Source organism: Streptomyces sp. NPDC057565 (assembly GCF_042801455.1).
Classification (GTDB): domain Bacteria; phylum Actinomycetota; class Actinomycetes; order Streptomycetales; family Streptomycetaceae; genus Streptomyces; species Streptomyces yanii.
Window position 1 is genome coordinate 79829 of the sequence record NZ_JBHVFU010000021.1, and the last position, 16635, is coordinate 96463.

Here is a 16635-nt window from a genome sequence, read left to right on the forward strand (position 1 = left end):
CCGGGGCCGGTCGCACCGGGGGCCCGCCGGCCCGGCTGCGCCGCGCCACCCTGCTCACCCGGCCCCCGGTATCCGCGGCAGCGCTCGCGGACACGGAGACGCGGCGTGCGACCGACGGCGAGCCGGCCGAGGACCGGGAGCGGGCGGCGCGGGACATTCCGCGCCGCACCGGTAACTCCCGCGGACACGGCGGCGGTGAGCCGCTCAGCGTTCACCGTCACCGTCCCCGGACAGCAGCACCCGGCAGGCCAGATGGAGCGCCAGCCGTTGTGACGCATCGTCAGGATCGAAACCCAGTGAGCGGATACGCTCCAGCCGGGCCGCCACCGTGTTGCGGTGCACCCCAAGTACCTCGGCCGCCGCCGTCGGCGCGGCACCCGCGTCGAGGACGACTGCCAGCGTGCGCAGCAGGGTGCCGTCCCGGTCCGCCGCGAGGAGCGGGGCGAGCACCACCTCCGCCGGTCCGCGCAGCAACTCCGTCGGTACGGCGGACAGGAGTTGGGCCGCGCCCATCCGGTCTCCGCGCACCACGCTCCCCGGATCACCCGCGGCCGCGACACCGGCCGCCGCGCACGCGTCGGCGAGGACCGGGCCGAGGGACGGCAGCGATTCCGCCGTTCCCGCCACCCCGCCCGCGACCGGCACATAGGCGGCCAGGGCCGCGAGGGCGTCGGCCAGGTGTCGGGTCGCGCCGTCGAGCGGGTCCGCTCCCTCCGCCGGGGTCACCGACTGCCAGGCCACCCAGCAACCCTCGTATGCGACCAGCGGCCCTCCCGGTCCGACCGCCGCCCACACCGCGCGCAGCGCAGGGCCGGGGTCGGGGCCCTCCCGGCCCGCGACCGGGCGCAGCGCGTATGCGACGAGCGGGCCACGTGCGGGCCAGCCCAGCGCCGCCGCCTCGGCACGCTCCTCCTCACCCTGGCCCGCCCCGGGCCCGTCGTCGCCCAAGGCTCGGGCATCAGCCTTCAGCAGTCGGCGAAGCAACAACTCCGCTCGGTGGCCAGTCCGTTCGTCGTCCAGACGGCGCAGCGCGCACCACGCGGTGAGCGGAGCGACCGCGAGCCCCAGCACGTCCCGCACCGTCTCCTCCCACCCCGCGACCCGCGAGCCCGACCGGGCGACCAGGGTGCCCAGCGACCCGCCGTCGCCGTCCGGGACCTCCACCCGGACCGTGAGCGCCCCGCCCTCCACCGAGAGCGCGGCCCGTCGGCCCGCCAGCACCTCACCGGCCGTCCCGGTCAGCGCCACCGCCGTGGACGGCAGTACCGCGTGCAGCGCGGAGAGCACCCGTCCGGCGTGCGGTCCGGCGTCGGCGAGTGCCCGGGCCGCCTGGGCCACCAGCGCGGTCCGTCCGGCGTCCGGGCGGGCGACCGCCGATGCGATGCGGACCGCAGCGTCCAGCGGGTCCTCGTCGATCACCAGCAGGGGTACCCCGAGCCGGTCGGCGAGCGCCCCCACCGAACCCGGCCGCCCCGCCGACTCGGTGACCACGACACAGGCCGCGGCATGCTCCCACGCCTTGCGCAGCGCCATCTCCACGGTCCAGCCCGCGGCAGCCACCCTGCCGGTCAGCACGACCGCCGTGTGCGGTTCGAGGGTGTCGAGGGCCGCCGTACGGTCCACGATGCGCACCGACCGCACCTCGGTGCCCCGGCCGCTCGCCCCGGACATCCGGACCCCGGCGAGCCGCCCCTGCTGGACGAGTTCGGCGACGGTGAGCGCGCCCTCGCGGACAGGGCGGCCGGTCGGCCTGTTCACCACGAGTCCTCCTGTGTGTCCTGCGGACCGACCGCGCCGGCCCGGGCCAGCCGTCGGCCCTCGGGCGTGTGCCAGGCCGGCGCGGCGGGGATGACCACCACTTCGACCTCCACGCCCGGCACCGCCCGTTCCACATCCAGCACGCGCCGGTCGGCGGAGGCCGACAGGATCAGGATCTGGTCGGGCGCGGCGGCGACGGGCGCCCCGTCCGCCAGCGCCAGCAGCACCTCGTTGTGCGCCTCCAGACGGAAGTGACGGCCGAGCCCCTCCGTCTCGGCGACCAGCACACTCGTCGGGCGCGACGGCAGCGCGGGCCACGGGTGGGTGTCCGGGCCGCCGACCCACTCGTACGGTTCCGGCGCCCCGTGGCCGTGCTCGTCCGCCGGGTGCTCCACCGCTGTGATCCGGCCCCGGCACAGCCGCCGCAGCGACCAGGGCGCGAACAGATCGCGGGGCGTCGCCGTGCCCGCGCGGATCGCCCTGCTGACCGTGCCCGGCACCACGGACCCCGCCAGGACCCCGCCCGGCATGGCATAGCAGACGGCCACCGCCCAGCCGCCCGCCGCCGGAACCAGCGGCCGCACCAGATCCTCCACCCGTCCGCCGGCGGACTCCACCACGACCACATCGCCCGACGGGGTCGCCAGCGCGAGAGGCGCCGCGGCCACCCCGGCCAGCGTGAACGTCGACTGCTCCAGCAGCGGAAGCACTCGTCCGCAGCCGTCGCCGTCGACCAGCGGAAGCCCGCAGTCCGCCGCGGCGGCCACCGGCAGCAGGGCGTTCTCCCCAGCCGTGTTCAGCGCGACGACCGCGTCCGCCCGGGTGCCCAGCAGCCGTTCCAGGGCACGCACCGCCCGCACCGTCTCCGCACCGGTCGGCAGCTGCTCGGCGAGCGCCGCCGATGAGCCGACCAGCGTGACCGTCACACACAGACGCAGGTCGTTCAGCTCGTCGGGGGCCAGCAGCCGCACCGGCCCGTGCGCGGCCACAGAAGCCCGTGCCCAGTCCAGCGCCACCCGGAACGCCGACTCCGCCGCGCCCGCCGCCAGCACGAGCGACCCGGTCGCCAGCTGTTCCAGCACGGCTGCGTCCACCCGGAGCGGGGCCCCGCTCATGACGTGGCTCCTGCGGGTGGGCCCACGGCCCGGACCCTGATGCGGTGGACCCCGCCCGGCAGATACGAGACGGGCGTGTGGACCGCTCGTGCCACCCGGGCCCCGCCCGGCGCCGCACCGGCCGACACGACCCGGGCCAGTGCCTGATCGCGGGCCAGCCCGATGAGCCGGTCCAGTTCCGCCCGGCCCGGCGCGACCACCACCTGCTCCAGCTCCACTCGGGTGTCCGCGCGCGCCGCGCCGTACGCCGCCGCCGAGATCGCCTCACGGTCACCACCGAAGTGCGGGGCCGCGCCGCCCGCGTACAGCACCGTGCTGCCCGGCGCGCGCTCCAGTACTCCGGCCACCAGAGCGTCGACCCGGGGCCGTGCGTCGGTGGGCAGATCCTCGCCGCCGAACGGCAGGGTGTTCAGGCGCGGCCTGCCCACATCCATCCAGAGCCCGCCGGGCCCCGGGCCCGCGTCCCCGGCCTCCAGTTCGCCGTCCGTGACGGCTGAGCAGCGGACCGCGGAACCGGCGGCGTCCACCACGACCGCCCGCTCGGCGCCCGCCCGCAGTGCGGCGCCGCGCAGCGCGCAGGCCGTGGCGGAGACCGTGGCGATCACCGGGTAGCGGCGTACGTACTCGGCGGAGACGAGACCGGCGTCGTCCCGGGCGAAGAACAGCGGGGCGGTGATGCCACGGGCCCGCAGTGCTCGTTCGGCGGTGGTGGTGAGGTGCTCGGCCCAGCGGCCGAGCGAGGCGTTGGCCGCGGCGGCGTTCTCGCGCTCGCGCAGACCGGGGGAGCCGATCTCGTGCGAGAGGGTGATGTGCGCACCGGGCAGGTGGCGGGCGATCACGGAGGCCGCGGCCAGCTCCGGTTCCGGGCGGGCGGGCGAACCGGCCGCGCAGAGTGCGAACGAGGTGATCGAGGCAGCCGCCGCGTCCCGGGCGAACGCCGCGACCCCGGCCCGGTCCAGCGGCGCCAGCGGCCGGCCGGTGAGCGAGGACCCGCCCGTGACGACGCGGGTGAGCCCGCCCGGACGCGGGGACGGGCCGAGCGCGGGATGGCTGGGAGGTGAGATGCGCAGCACGGCGACGGGCGACGGGTCGTAGGGCGTACGGTCGAGGTCGGTCGTGAGACAGACGACCTCGACGCGCTCGTACGGGACGTTCATGAGGGGGCCCAGTGCGTCCAGGACATCGCGCAGCGAACGGTCGAGGGAGGCCGACGAGTCGACCACGGCGTGTGCCGATGTCGTGCCGTCGGGGCCGACGAGTACGGCCACCGTCGTCGCACGCCCCACGTCCACACCGAGTCTCACCTGCATCATCCTGCCATCAGGCCCTGGGGCGCGCGCCGTGGGAACCGGCCGCCGGCCGGTGGGGGAGACGGCCGAGCGGGCGGAACTCGTCGGGGCCGTTACTCCAGGTCCTGGCCCTCGGTCTCCGGCAGCGGAGCGGCGAAGAGCAGCGCCACCACCAGGAAGGAGGTGATGAACAGGATCGTCGTGGAGAAGCCGGTCGCCTGCGCCAGGAGGAAGCCGACCACCGAAGGGGCGAGGGAGGTCGCGACCAGCTGGGCCGCGGTGGCCCAGGAGTACCCCGTACCGCGCAGAGCGGTCGGGAAGAACTCACCGTTCCAGGTGTTCCATACGCCCCAGGCGCCGAGGCTGAAGAAGGACAGCGCGAAGTTCGCGATGTACAGCTCGGTCATCGAGCCGGAGTAGGCGAAGAAGATTCCACTGACCGCGGCGAGTGCGACGTACGGCAGAAAGACCTTCTTGCGGCCGAAGCGCCCGGTCAGCAGGGACGCGGACACATAGCCGGGGATCATGAACAGGGCGCTGAGGGCGACGAAGCCCAGGCTCGCCGACATGCTCAGGCCCTTGTCCTGGAGCAGCGTCGGCAGCCAGGTCTGCAGACCCCAGTACCCCCAGTTGAAGGTGAAGTTCACGACGAGCATCTGCAGCGTGATCCGCAGCAGCCTGCCGCGCAGCAGCTCCACCGGACGCCCGGCCCGCTCGGGGGCGACGACCTCGAAGCGGGTGCCGGGCGGGACATCGGCACCCAGCCTGCGCAGCACGGCAGCCGCGTCGTCGTGCCGGTTCTGCCCGGCCAGCCAGTAAGGGGACTCCGGCACCCAGGCGCGGATCGCGAACACCCAGAGACCGGCAAGGGCCGAGGCGATGGCCACCACATGCCAGCCCAGGCCGGCCAGCAGCTGCGTCACACCGACCGCGGCCAGCACACCGATCGGCCAGCCGATCGACAGATAGACCGCGGCCCGGCCACGCATGCGGGACGGCAGCAGCTCCAGGAAGTACGGGAAGGTGACCGTGTAGATTCCGGCGAGCGCCAGCCCCGACAGCACCCGAGTGACCAGCAGCACCGTGAAGTTCGGCGAGAACGCGCTGGCCAGGGCGATGGCTCCGTACGCGGACAGGCTCCACAGACATACCGCGCGCCGACCGATCCGGTCCGACACCGGACCCCAGACCAGCGCACCCGGGATCATGCCGAGAGCGACGGCGGAGAGCACCCAGCCGATCCGGCCCGCGTCGATGGAGAACGCGTCGCCGAGATCACCGGAGACGTAGACGAGGGCGAGCTGCTCCCACGACTCGATGACGAAGGCCATGAAGAGGGCCAGCGCCGCCAGAAGATGGGCGCGGCCGAACGGCATGGCCTCGAAGTAGGCGCCGACGGGGCGGAGCCCGGCGGCTCCGGCCTTGTCCGGACCCGTCTCCAGGGGTTCTCCGGTTGCACCGGAACGTGCAGTTGTCGCGCTCACCGGCTGTCCTCCAGGCATTCGTACCGACCGACTCACCCCTCAGCGGGTGGGGATGGCGGCACAGTAGACAGGCCCGGGGGCGGGAACCTGTGCGCAGCGCACAGTGGCGCGGGGGGCCGCTGTGCTGTGTGCCCCGGCGGCCTGTGGAGGGCCGCACCGGCGGGAACTGCCACGGTAACCCGGCGCGGCCCCGGCGCGGCCGGGGCCGCTGTCCGGCGTATGCGCGACGGGGCCGGGCCCCGGTGGGTGTCTCCGGGGCCCGGCCGGTCGGTCAGCCGCGGTGGCCGGTGGGGCGGGTGAGGGCCAGGGTGCGGACCGCGTCGAGTTCGCCGTAGTACGCGAGGTGCTGGTAGCGCACGTCGGTGACGGTGAGGGTGGCCTCGGCGTTGCCCTGCTGCACGGTCGCCCCGAAGCGGACGGAGCCGTCCGGCTTCGTCGTGCCGGTCAGCTTCTGCACCTGGTCGCCGTACCGCAGTTCGGCGACGACCTTCGCGCCCCGCACCGGAGCGCCCTGCGCGGTCTTGACCACGCCGTCCGCGGTGACCTTCCACGCGGCGTCGGAGCCAGGCCGGCCGAGCAGCTCGGTGTCGGCCTTCAGGGAGGCGAGGGCGAGCTGCGACGGCGGGTTGGGCTGGCCGAACGCAACCTGGTCGACGGTCCAGAAGGCACTGTTGGTGCCGGTGTAGCGGAAGCTCAGCTTCGCCGACTGTGCGCCCGCCGGAACGTTCAGCTGCAGGTGCTCGACCGCGTTGGTGTTCGCCCGGTACGACTTCACGAGCTGCGGTGCGCCACCGTCGTACGAGACGTAGACGTCACCGGTCTGCGGGCCGTCGATGAGGTAGTTCGTGGCGTAGGAGACGTTCGCCGTGGCCGCACCGTTCAACGGGAAGGCGGGGCTGACGAGCGTGGAGTCGAACTGTCCGGCGTCGTGCGCCTTGTCGTCCCACTCGTCGGAGTCGGCGACCGCGAACACATTGCGGGCGCGGACGTTCGTCTCGCGGCCTTGGCCGCGCTCGGCGTTGGTCCAGAACTCGTCGGTGGCGAAAGACCAGCCGCGCCACTCGGTGACGCCACCGGCCGGCATCTTCGAGTTGTCGATGGTCCAGCCGTCGGGGGCCGTGTTCGTCCACCCCTTGGTGCCGGCGGGGAGCTTCGTCTCGTCGACGGGGGTCCGGAGCGTGTCGCGCAGCGTGTCGAAGGCGTCCGGTTTCAGGGCGGAGAGCGCGGTGCCGTCGAGGTTCCACGAGGGGTCGATGGCGACGCCCTCGTGGTGCAGAACGGTCGGCGCGATGTCGGTGATCTTGACGTCGTCGCGTACCGAACCGGGCTCGATGCCCCGGCCGCGGGCGATCACGAAGGTGCCGCGCTCCAGCGGGGTGTTGCCGCCGTGGCCACCGGTCGGGGTGTGGCCGTGGTCGGCGGTGATGACGACGAGCCAGTTCTCCTTGGCGTACGTCGGCCGGGAAACAACGGCGTCGAGCAGCCGTCCGACCTGCCCGTCCACGGTGTTGAGCGCCTTGAGGTAGGCGTCGCTCGCGCTGCCGGAGGCGTGCCCGGCGCCGTCGACCTCGTCGAGGTGGACGAAGGTGGAGTCGGGATTGCCATGGGCGAGATAGTCCGCGGCCTTCGCGGTGGTGCCCTCGTCGTTGCCGCCGGCGATCCGCAGATCCGTCGTCGAGCCGAAGATGATCTGGGGGACCGGGCTCCAGGTACCGACGACCAGGGTGGACGTGGTCGGGTCGGCGGCCTCCAACCGGGTCGCGTAGTCCGGGTACTGGCCGTAGTTCGGGTCGGTGAAGTTGTTGTCCTTCACGTTGTGCTTGTCGGGCCAGACACCCGTGGCGATGGACGACCAGCCGGCGCCGGAGACGGTCGGGGCCATCGGGTTCGCGTACAGGTTGCTGCGCGCGGTCAGCCCCTCGGACATCAGCTGCTTGAGGTGCGGTACGTCGGCACGGGCGAAGGCGTCGAACGTGGCGCCGTCGATGCCGATGACGAGGGTCTTCGCCTGCTTGCTGCCGGACGGCAGACCGGCGTACGGGGCCGCGGCGGTGGCCCGGGACTCGTCGGCGTGGGCGACCGGGGCGATGGACAGCGGCAGGGCGGCGGCAGCGGTGGCGGCGGCCAGCACGGTACGCGCGGAGCGCGATATGGGCACGTGATCCTCCGGGATCGAAAGCGGGGAAACCGGACAACGGGTGTTCGGTGACGCGCCACAGACTCGCCGTCCGTGGTGATCGCCTCACGCCCGAAACGGGACGAGCGCGTGAACCGTACCCAACATTTGGACCAGACCCGTAACCGTTACGTTATTTTTGACTCGGTTGTTATCGTCCGCGGGGCGACGGTGCCGCGCCGAGTGATCCGAGGCGAACTCATCGGATTTCAGGCGGTGTTGGTCGGAGGTTGAGCAGTCATGGGTGCGGCGCGGTGTTCACGGACGGCCGACGTTGTGCAACGTGGAGCCGAACGGTCCGTACCGCGGCCCGCCCGGCGGACTTCCGGACGCAGCCGCCACGCGTGGCCGTACACCGCGAAGGACTGCCCGGCGGCGTGACCGTACTGTGCGAAGCTCGCCCGAAAGTCGCCGGTGTGACGGCCCGCCGGCGCGACCGGACCGGTGTGACCGGGCAGTTGTGATCAGCCGCATGACGGCGATGCGGCCACGGCTACGACAACGACTCCGTCGCCTCGCGCTGGTGGGGGATCGCGACCGGCGCCGCTCCCGGCTGCACGGTCACGGTGCGCGTCGGAGCGGGGACCGTGATGCCCTCGGCCCGGAATCGCTCGTGCAGGCGCTTGATGAACTCGTGCTTGATCCGGTACTGGTCGCTGAACTCGCCGACCCCCAGAATGACCGTGAAGTTGATCCTGGAGTCCCCGAACGTGTGGAACCGGACGGCCGGTTCGTGGTCGGGGACGGCGCCGGTGATGTCGGTCATCACATTCTCGACGACTTCGGTCGTGACGCGCTCGACGTGTTCGAGGTCGCTGTCATAGCCGACACCCACTTGGACCATGATCGAAAGTTGCTGTTCCGGCCGACTGAAGTTGATCATGTTGGTGCCGGCGAGCTGTGCGTTCGGGATGATCACGAGGTTGTTCGACAGCTGACGCACCACGGTGTTCCGCCAGTTGATGTCGACGACATAGCCCTCCTCGCCGCTGCTGAGCCGGATGTAGTCGCCCGGCTGCACCGTCTTCGAAGCGAGGATGTGCACGCCGGCGAACAGATTGGCCAGCGTGTCCTGCAACGCCAGAGCGACCGCCAGGCCGCCCACGCCCAGCGCGGTGAGCAGAGGCGCGATGGAGACGCCCAGCGTCTCGAGCATGACGAGGAAGCCCATCGCCAGCACCACGACGCGCGTGATGTTGACGAAGATCGTGGCCGATCCGGCCACCCCCGACCTGGACTGCGCCACGGACCGCACCAGGCCGGTGATCACCCGGGCCGCCGTGAGCGTCGCGGCCAGGATGAGCAAAGCGGTCAGCGTCATGGTGACGTCGTGCCCGACCCTGGAGGTCAGCGGAAGCGCCGTGGCCGCCGCAGCCGCGCCGGCGGCTATCGCCGCCCAGGGGACCAGTGTCCGCAAGGCGTCGACGATGACGTCGTCACCGCTCCAACGCGTCCTGCTGGCTCGTTCTCCCAGCCATCGCAGAGTTACGCGCAGCAGGAGGCCTGCCGCGATGCCGGCAGCCACCGCTGTACCGGCGACGACCAAGTCGTGCAGAGTGAGGGCCCGGTTCACCGCTGCGCCCCCGCTGTCCGGGGAACACGCCTGATGGGGGGAACCGCCGCCGCTTCCGGGCGCCGGACGGGATGCTTCGTCACCGTTTTACCTGTTCGATTCTCGGGTGTGCGGTTCGCGCCGGGAGACACGGATGTGCGGAGTGGGGTCCGGCGCGATCGCCCATCCTGCCGTACGCGTTCCAAGGCGCCGCGGCTGACCCTGCGTCGGCTCAAGCAGGGCGGAAGTGCTGATGGCAGCTCGGAATGCGAGAGTGCGGGGGCCCACCCACGGTCGGTGACGTCCATGGGTTCGTGGTCTTCCTTGGGCATCGTTCCTGGCGTCGCTTCGGCGATGGACAGTTCAAGGGCTGCGGAGGGTGCGGTTCCCGAGGGCCGCCCGTGTTCAGGTGCCGGTCGGTTCGGCCGGAGCTGTCGAGACCGGTCTTCCGGCGTCGCCCGACCGTCCACAGAGCGGCCGAACGGCCACCGGGAGAGCCGGGGCAAGTCCGCCCGGCGGTATACGACGAGACCCGGCGTCGGCTTTGGGCCGACGGTGTACGCCATGCCCGGAAACGGAAACGTCTTCAGCGGTTAGCCGCAGCGGTATTGCCACAGTGGGTAACCCACTTCTACGTTCTTCACCACGCACCCTATCTACGTGCGTAGACCCATTCCGCCACAGTGAGGAGGGGTACATGAGCCGCACCGTCATCCACGGCGGCCTCGTCGTCACCGCGTCCGACGAAATCCACGCCGACGTACTCATCGAGGGTGGCCGCATCGCCGCGCTCGCCGCGCACGGCACCGACGCGGCCACGAGCTGGACCGCCGACCGGACCATCGACGCCTCCGGCAAGTACGTCATCCCGGGCGGTGTCGACGCGCACACGCACATGGAGATGCCGTTCGGCGGCACCTACGCCGCCGACACCTTCGAGACCGGCACCCGGGCGGCCGCCTGGGGCGGCACCACCACGATCGTCGACTTCGCCATCCAGACCGTGGGGCGCGCGGTCCGGGAAGGACTCGACGCCTGGTACGCGAAGGCCGACGGCAACTGCGCCATCGACTACGCCTTCCACATGATCCTCTCCGATGTGAACGAGTCCTCGCTCAAGGAGATGGACCTCCTCGTCTCGGAGGGAGTCACCTCCTTCAAGCTGTTCATGGCGTACCCCGGTGTCTTCTACAGCGACGACGGCCAGATCCTGCGCGCCATGCAACGGGCCGCGGGGAACGGCGGGCTGATCATGATGCACGCCGAGAACGGCATCGCGATCGACGTCCTCGTCGAACAGGCGCTGGCCGCGGGCCGCACCGACCCGCGTTACCACGGCGACGTCCGCAAGGTGGCGCTGGAGGCCGAGGCCACCCACCGTGCCATCCAGCTCGCGCGTGTCGCCGGATCCCCGCTGTACGTCGTGCACGTCTCCGCCGACGAGGCCGTCGCCGAGCTGGCAGCCGCCCGCCACAAGGGACTTCCGGTCTTCGGCGAGACCTGCCCGCAGTACCTCTTCCTCTCCACCGACAACCTCGCCGAGCCGGACTTCGAGGGCGCGAAGTACGTCTGCTCCACCCCGCTGCGGCCCAAGGAGCACCAGGAGGCGCTCTGGCGCGGCCTCCGGAACAACGAGCTCCAGGTCGTCTCCACCGACCACTGCCCGTTCTGTTTCTCCGGCCAGAAGGAGATGGGCCGCGGAGACTTCTCGAGGATCCCGAACGGCATGCCCGGCGTGGAGAACCGGATGGACCTTCTCCATCAGGCGGTCGTGGACGGCCACATCTCCCGCCGCCGCTGGATCGAGATCGCCTGCGCCTCCCCGGCCCGGATGTTCGGCCTCTACCCGAAGAAGGGCACCATCGCCCCGGGCGCCGACGCCGATGTCGTCATCTACGACCCGCACGCCGAGCAGACCCTCTCCGCCGAGACGCACCACATGAACGTCGACTACTCGGCGTACGAGGGAAAGCGGATCACCGGACAGGTCGAGACCGTCCTCTCGCGTGGCGAAGTCGTCATCGACCGGAGGAAGTTCACCGGGCGCGCCGGCCACGGCATGTACACCCCGCGCGCCACCAGTCAGTACCTGGACTAGGAGCACCTGCCATGGACTTCGGACTCGTCCTCCAGACCGACCCGCCCGCCTCGGCCGTCGTGGGCCTGATGCGGCGCGCCGAACGCAACGGTTTCCGCTACGGCTGGACCTTCGACTCGGCGGTGCTCTGGCAGGAACCGTTCGTCATCTACAGCCGGATCCTCGAGCACACCGAACGCCTCATCGTCGGCCCCATGGTCACCAACCCGGGCACCCGCACCTGGGAGGTCACCGCCTCCACCTTCGCCACCCTCAACGACATGTACGGCAACCGCACCGTCTGCGGCATCGGCCGCGGCGACTCCGCGATGCGCGTCGCCGGACGCAAGCCCAACACCCTGGCCCGACTCGGCGAGGCCATCGACGTCATCCGCGATCTCGCCGAGGGCCGGGAGGCGACCGTCGACGGGCAGCCGGTCCAGATCCCGTGGGTCAAGGACGGCAGACTGCCTGTCTGGATGGCCGCGTACGGTCCGAAGGCGCTCGCCCTCGCCGGACAGAAGGCCGACGGATTCATCCTGCAGCTCGCCGACCCGTTCCTCACCGAGTGGATGATCAAGGCCGTACGGGACGCGGCGGCGGAGGCGGGCCGCGACCCGGACTCCGTGACCATCTGCGTCGCCGCCCCCGCCTACGTGGGCGACGACCTCGACCACGCCCGCGAGCAGTGCCGCTGGTTCGGCGGCATGGTCGGCAACCACGTCGCGGACCTGGTGTCCCGGTACGGCGAACACTCCGGCCTCGTACCCGAGGCACTGACCGAGTACATCGCGGGGCGTGCCGGATACGACTACAGCCACCACGGGCGCGCCGGAAATCCGGATACCGCCTTCGTCCCCGACGAGATCGTCGACCGGTTCTGCCTCCTCGGCCCCGCCGAGGCACACATCGAGAAACTCCGGGCGCTGCGCGACCTGGGCGTCGACCAGTTCGCCGTCTACAACATGCACGATGCGCGCGAAGCGACGATCGACGCGTACGGCTCCGAGATCATCCCCGCCCTGTCCGCCTGACCCGCGCCTCCCCCCACGGCTGTACGCGCCCCTCTCCCCAGCCCGCACGGCACCGCTCCCGAGCGAAGGGTCCAGCCGCCATGACATCGACCGTCCCACCCACTCCACCGATCCCACCGCAGGACCGCATATCCGCGCCGCCGGACCGGGTGGAACTCGCCCCCGGAGCTGTCCCCGCCGACAACCGCTTCATCAATGAGGACCTGCTGCCCGTCCCCCTGGAGCGGCGCACCTGGACCACGTACAACTTCGCGGCCCTCTGGGTCGGGATGGCCCACAACATCCCGTCGTGGCTGCTCGCCTCCGGTCTCGTCGCCCTCGGCATGGACTGGAAGCAGGCCGTCTTCACCATCGCGCTGGCCAACCTGATCGTGCTCGGCCCGATGCTGCTGACCGGCCACGCCGGACCGAAGTACGGCATCCCGTTTCCCGTGCTGGCTCGCGCTTCCTTCGGTCTGCGCGGCGCCAACCTGCCCGCGCTGATCCGGGCCGCGGTGGCCTGCGCCTGGTTCGGCATCCAGACCTGGATCGGCGGCGTCGGCATCTTCACCCTGCTCGGGAAGATCTTCGGTGGCTGGGCGAACGCCTCCGAGATCGGCGGGCAACCCTGGACGCTCTGGCTCTGCTTCGCCCTCTTCTGGGCGGTCGAACTCGCCATCATCTACCGGGGGATGGACACCCTGCGGCGGTTCGAGAACTGGGCGGCGCCGTTCGTCATCGTCGGCGCCCTGGTGCTGCTGGTCTGGGTCGCCGTCAAGGCCGGCGGCTTCGGACCGCTGCTCGACCAGCCCTCGAAGCTCGGCTGGGGCGCGGACTTCTGGCCGGTCTTCTTCCCGTCCCTGATGGGCATGATCGCTTTCTGGGCCACGCTCTCCCTGAACATCCCCGACTTCACCCGCTTCGGCGCCGGCCAGCGCGCCCAGATCTGGGGCCAGACGCTGGGCCTGCCGACCACGATGACGCTCTTCGCGCTCCTCTCGGTCCTGGTGACCTCCGGCTCGCAGGCCGTCTACGGAGAGGCGATCTGGGATCCGGTCGAGCTCGTCGCCAGGACCGACAACGTCTTCGGACTGCTCTACGCCCTGGTGACCGTGCTGATCGCGACGATCTCCGTGAACATCGCGGCGAATGTGGTGTCACCCGCGTACGACTTGGCCAATCTCGCACCCAAGCTCATCAACTTCCGTACGGGCGCGCTGATCACGGGCGTCGTCGGTGTGCTGATCATGCCGTGGAAGCTCACCGAGACCCCGGAGCTGTACATCTTCACCTGGCTCGGTCTGGTCGGCGGTCTGCTCGGTACGGTGGCCGGCATCCTGATCGCCGACTACTGGATCGTCCGACGCACCGTGCTCGACCTCGCCGACCTCTATCGCCCCGGCGGCCGCTACTGGTACACGGACGGCTGGAACTGGCGCGCCGTCGGTGCCTTCGCGGTCGGCGGCGTCCTGGCCATCGGCGGTTCCCATTCCGCCCCCGGCAAGGGCCCGTTCCCGGCCGACGGCCTGATCCCGTTCCTGAAACCGCTCGCGGACTACGGCTGGGCGGTCGGCCTGGCCTCCTCGCTGGTGCTGTACGTGCTGCTCAGTGGCCGGTCCGGGGTCACAGCGACTGCTGGGAACGGCTCAGCAGTGCGCTGATGTCGAGCGTCTCGGCCGGCGGTGGCGTGGCCGCTCGTGAGACCGAGCACGATCACCGTCGCCCGGGCCGACGTCCGCGTGCCGGAGCGATGACCGGTCACGTCGCCTCCCACGGAAGGAGATGCCGGGCCCGGTCCGGTGTCGGCGCCCGACCATGTGGGCGTCCGCCCGGGCCGGAACGACCGCCCACCCCCGTACACAGGGTGAGGTCCAGCCCAGTTTTCTGGCACGGACGGTGGGGGACGGTGTCGGGGCACCGAGTCCGTCACCAGGAAGAGGAAATGCGAACGATGAAGCTGTGCATGGGGAGTCTGTCCGGGGCCGTGCTGCGGGGCGCCGTCGTCGCAGGAATGACTGCGGCACTCGCCGCACCCGCGACGGCCGCCACCGCCGTGACACCCATGGCGACGCCACCCGGCCTCTCCTGCGACACGGGAAAGCACGAGATCGACGACTACACGGGATACGCGCTGTGCCGGAACAACGGCACCACGGCGCAGACCTTCTGGGTGCACCTGGTCTGCGGTTGGTCGCCGGACGTGGACGGTGAACACGTCACCCTCAACCCGGGCCAGTCCGGCCAGTCCACCGCACACTGCGCGGGCATCGGCACCGGGATCGGCGAGATCAGCGTCCAGCCCTGAGGGCTGTCCGCCGGAGCCGGCGTGAGTGCGCACGGTGGTGGTGTCGACCGTCCTCGACCGACCGGGTCCGTCACCGCGCGGCCGTCCGTTCCCACAGGACTGCGAGCGCCGTCGCCAGCCGCTCCCGCAGCCCGTCCGCGTCGCCGTCCACCCACCGGTGGGCGGCGTGGAACGCCGACCAGTCCACCCGCCAGGCCCGGACCGTGTCCGGGCCGAAGCCGGACGCGTGCGGCCCGAGCACCGTGCGCAGCAGCCGGGGCGACAGCCGGGTCGGCGGATGCTCCGCCAGCAGCACCGCGTCGTACAGATCCTTCGCCGTCGAGCGGCCCTCGGCCTGCCGGTCCTCGGCGAGCCACAGCAGCTTCCAGGCGAGCGATAGCCCAGGACTCGCGGTCCGGACCGGTACCGGCGGTCCGCCGTCACCGCGTGGGCACGCCGTCCACACGGGGCCGTCCGGCATCGCCTCGTCCCGGGCGAAGTCCATCCGGAGCTCGCCGGGCGGCAGCCCGTCCGCCTGCCAGGGCACGACCACGCGTACGCCGGGCGTTTCGTACGCCCGATACATCCACACGCCGTCCGCCGTCACCGCGCTCGGGTCGATCCGGATGCCCTGCGGGGGAGGCGGACCGGTCTTCAGCGCGGCGGTGACCTCGTCCTGCGGGGCGGGGCTGGGTTCCAGGGCATCGGAGTCGATCCAGCGCAGACCCTCGGGTGCGAGCGCGGGCCGGGCGCCACCGGTGGCGAAGCATTCGTCGTCCGTCCACAGGTCGGGTGCCGCCGCGCCGTCCGCTGCCTCGGGCCACTGCTGGACGACGTCGATCCCGTCGACGTACGGATAGGGATCGAGACGGTCGACGCAGTGGTCCGTCGACGCCTCCAGCACGATCCAGTCCAGATCCCCGGGCTCCCGGGCGGCCGCGCCCACCCACGCCTGGAGCGGAAGGCTGCCGCGCAGGATCAGCCCGTCGCCCCACGCCGACCCGGTGACCACACGGAGCAGATGGTCCTGGACGCTGCGCCGGGCGGCCCGCCAGCGCGGGGCGAGCGACGGATCGGAGAACGCCGGCTCGCCGGGCACCGGGCGGCCGGGCCCGCTCACACGGACACTCCGGTCCGCTCCTCGATCCAGCCCGCGTCCGCCGCCGGATGGTCGTCGTGCACCACGAACTCCTCCTCGACCTCGGCCACATCCAGCCCGGCGGCGGTCAGCGCGCCGAGGAGCGCGTCCAGCCGGGCGCGGGCCTCCGGCCGGCCGACCCCGCGGCAGCGCTGGGTGACGAACCGCTCGTGGCGCCCACGCCGCGCCGCACGGCGGGCGTTGCGCGAGAGGTGCGCGCTGTGCCGCTCGGCCACGGCCCGCGCCGTGGCCACTTCCGGCTCCCCCGGCAGCAGCAGCTTGACGTGGTGTTCGAAGTAACAGGCGGGGGACAGGGCGGCAGCCTCGTCCGCCGTCTGCGGTATGTCCGCGTTCCAGGGGGAGGCCTCGATTTTCACCCGTATGACGGGGAAGCCCGCCGCCCGCAGTTCGGCCGAACGGAGCAGGGCGGCGGCCCGCCGCTCGGTGAGGGTGCCGCGCCCGGTCTCGGTCAGCATGGGCTGGTCGGGCATGGCGCCGCGGTCCAGGACGATGCGGGTGAGCTTCAGCCCGATCCGTGCTGCCCGGTGTTCCAGGCGTGCACTCGCGTCCATGGCGCCTGCCGCGGTGCCGAGGCGCACCGTCAGGTGGTCTCGAACTCTCCCGCGAACTCTGTTTCCACAGGCCACACCCCAGCTGTTCGGTTCTGTCCACTCCTGCCGGAGAAATCAGCAAGCGGTACTGACACTCCATGCCGAACGGTTGAGTGGACCGGCCGCTACTCGTTACCC

Annotated in this window: 12 protein-coding genes; 4 read left to right on the forward strand and 8 right to left on the reverse strand. The window is 71.8% G+C overall.

The features are described 5' to 3' along the window. Positions 1 to 204: 204 nt before the first annotated feature. The 6 genes from ACFU8W_RS29750 to ACFU8W_RS29775 form a co-directional block, all read right to left on the reverse strand. Positions 205 to 1758 carry a helix-turn-helix domain-containing protein gene (locus ACFU8W_RS29750; protein ID WP_384043491.1) on the reverse strand — a complete coding sequence of 518 codons (1554 nt, stop codon included), beginning with the start codon at positions 1756 to 1758 and terminating at the stop codon, positions 205 to 207. After that, positions 1755 to 2873, reverse strand: a complete 1119-nt coding sequence (locus tag ACFU8W_RS29755; RefSeq protein ID WP_384043494.1) for a DUF917 domain-containing protein — start codon at positions 2871 to 2873, stop codon at positions 1755 to 1757. The genes ACFU8W_RS29750 and ACFU8W_RS29755 overlap by 4 nt, the downstream gene beginning before the upstream one ends. Continuing rightward, positions 2870 to 4177 (reverse strand): hypothetical protein, encoded by a 1308-nt coding sequence (locus ACFU8W_RS29760; protein ID WP_384043497.1) that lies wholly within the window; start codon positions 4175 to 4177, stop codon positions 2870 to 2872. The genes ACFU8W_RS29755 and ACFU8W_RS29760 overlap by 4 nt, the downstream gene beginning before the upstream one ends. A 98-nt stretch (positions 4178 to 4275) precedes the next feature. Further along, positions 4276 to 5646, reverse strand: coding sequence for an MFS transporter (locus ACFU8W_RS29765; protein ID WP_345511369.1), 1371 nt, complete (start codon positions 5644 to 5646; stop codon positions 4276 to 4278). Between the two features lie 271 nt (positions 5647 to 5917). Next, a complete protein-coding gene (locus ACFU8W_RS29770; protein WP_384043501.1) occupies positions 5918 to 7804 on the reverse strand; it encodes an alkaline phosphatase family protein in 1887 nt (628 codons plus the stop codon). Positions 7805 to 8315: 511 nt separating this feature from the next. Then, a complete protein-coding gene (locus ACFU8W_RS29775) occupies positions 8316 to 9395 on the reverse strand; it encodes a mechanosensitive ion channel family protein (RefSeq protein WP_384043504.1) in 1080 nt (359 codons plus the stop codon). 676 nt (positions 9396 to 10071) lie between these two features. Between ACFU8W_RS29775 and hydA the strand changes: the two genes are divergently transcribed. From hydA to ACFU8W_RS29795, 4 genes are all read left to right on the forward strand, one after another. Next, positions 10072 to 11472: a dihydropyrimidinase gene (hydA, locus tag ACFU8W_RS29780; protein WP_384043507.1), complete on the forward strand. Its 1401-nt coding sequence runs from the start codon at positions 10072 to 10074 to the stop codon at positions 11470 to 11472. An 11-nt stretch (positions 11473 to 11483) separates the two neighbouring features. Continuing rightward, positions 11484 to 12485 carry a TIGR03842 family LLM class F420-dependent oxidoreductase gene (locus ACFU8W_RS29785; RefSeq protein ID WP_345511364.1) on the forward strand — a complete coding sequence of 334 codons (1002 nt, stop codon included), beginning with the start codon at positions 11484 to 11486 and terminating at the stop codon, positions 12483 to 12485. An 80-nt stretch (positions 12486 to 12565) separates the two neighbouring features. Then, positions 12566 to 14125, forward strand: a complete 1560-nt coding sequence (locus ACFU8W_RS29790; protein ID WP_384043511.1) for an NCS1 family nucleobase:cation symporter-1 — start codon at positions 12566 to 12568, stop codon at positions 14123 to 14125. Positions 14126 to 14415: 290 nt separating this feature from the next. Next, positions 14416 to 14769, forward strand: a complete 354-nt coding sequence (locus ACFU8W_RS29795; RefSeq protein WP_384043597.1) for a hypothetical protein — start codon at positions 14416 to 14418, stop codon at positions 14767 to 14769. Between the two features lie 70 nt (positions 14770 to 14839). Here ACFU8W_RS29795 and ACFU8W_RS29800 read toward each other — a convergent pair whose 3' ends face one another. Both ACFU8W_RS29800 and ACFU8W_RS29805 read right to left on the reverse strand, forming a co-directional pair. Further along, positions 14840 to 15868, reverse strand: a complete 1029-nt coding sequence (locus ACFU8W_RS29800; protein ID WP_384043514.1) for a nucleotidyl transferase AbiEii/AbiGii toxin family protein — start codon at positions 15866 to 15868, stop codon at positions 14840 to 14842. Then, positions 15865 to 16485 (reverse strand): hypothetical protein, encoded by a 621-nt coding sequence (locus tag ACFU8W_RS29805; protein ID WP_384043517.1) that lies wholly within the window; start codon positions 16483 to 16485, stop codon positions 15865 to 15867. The genes ACFU8W_RS29800 and ACFU8W_RS29805 overlap by 4 nt, the downstream gene beginning before the upstream one ends. Positions 16486 to 16635 lie beyond the last annotated feature (150 nt).

Excerpts from the sequence above, each read along its gene's own strand:
- ACFU8W_RS29755 (WP_384043494.1), bottom strand. The coding sequence starts at position 2,873 with ATGAGCGGGGCCCCGCTCCGGGTGGACGCAGCCGTGCTGGAACAGCTG.
- hydA (WP_384043507.1), top strand. The coding sequence starts at position 10,072 with ATGAGCCGCACCGTCATCCACGGCGGCCTCGTCGTCACCGCGTCCGAC.
- ACFU8W_RS29785 (WP_345511364.1), top strand. The coding sequence starts at position 11,484 with ATGGACTTCGGACTCGTCCTCCAGACCGACCCGCCCGCCTCGGCCGTC.
- ACFU8W_RS29790 (WP_384043511.1), top strand. The coding sequence starts at position 12,566 with ATGACATCGACCGTCCCACCCACTCCACCGATCCCACCGCAGGACCGC.
- ACFU8W_RS29795 (WP_384043597.1), top strand. The coding sequence starts at position 14,416 with ATGAAGCTGTGCATGGGGAGTCTGTCCGGGGCCGTGCTGCGGGGCGCC.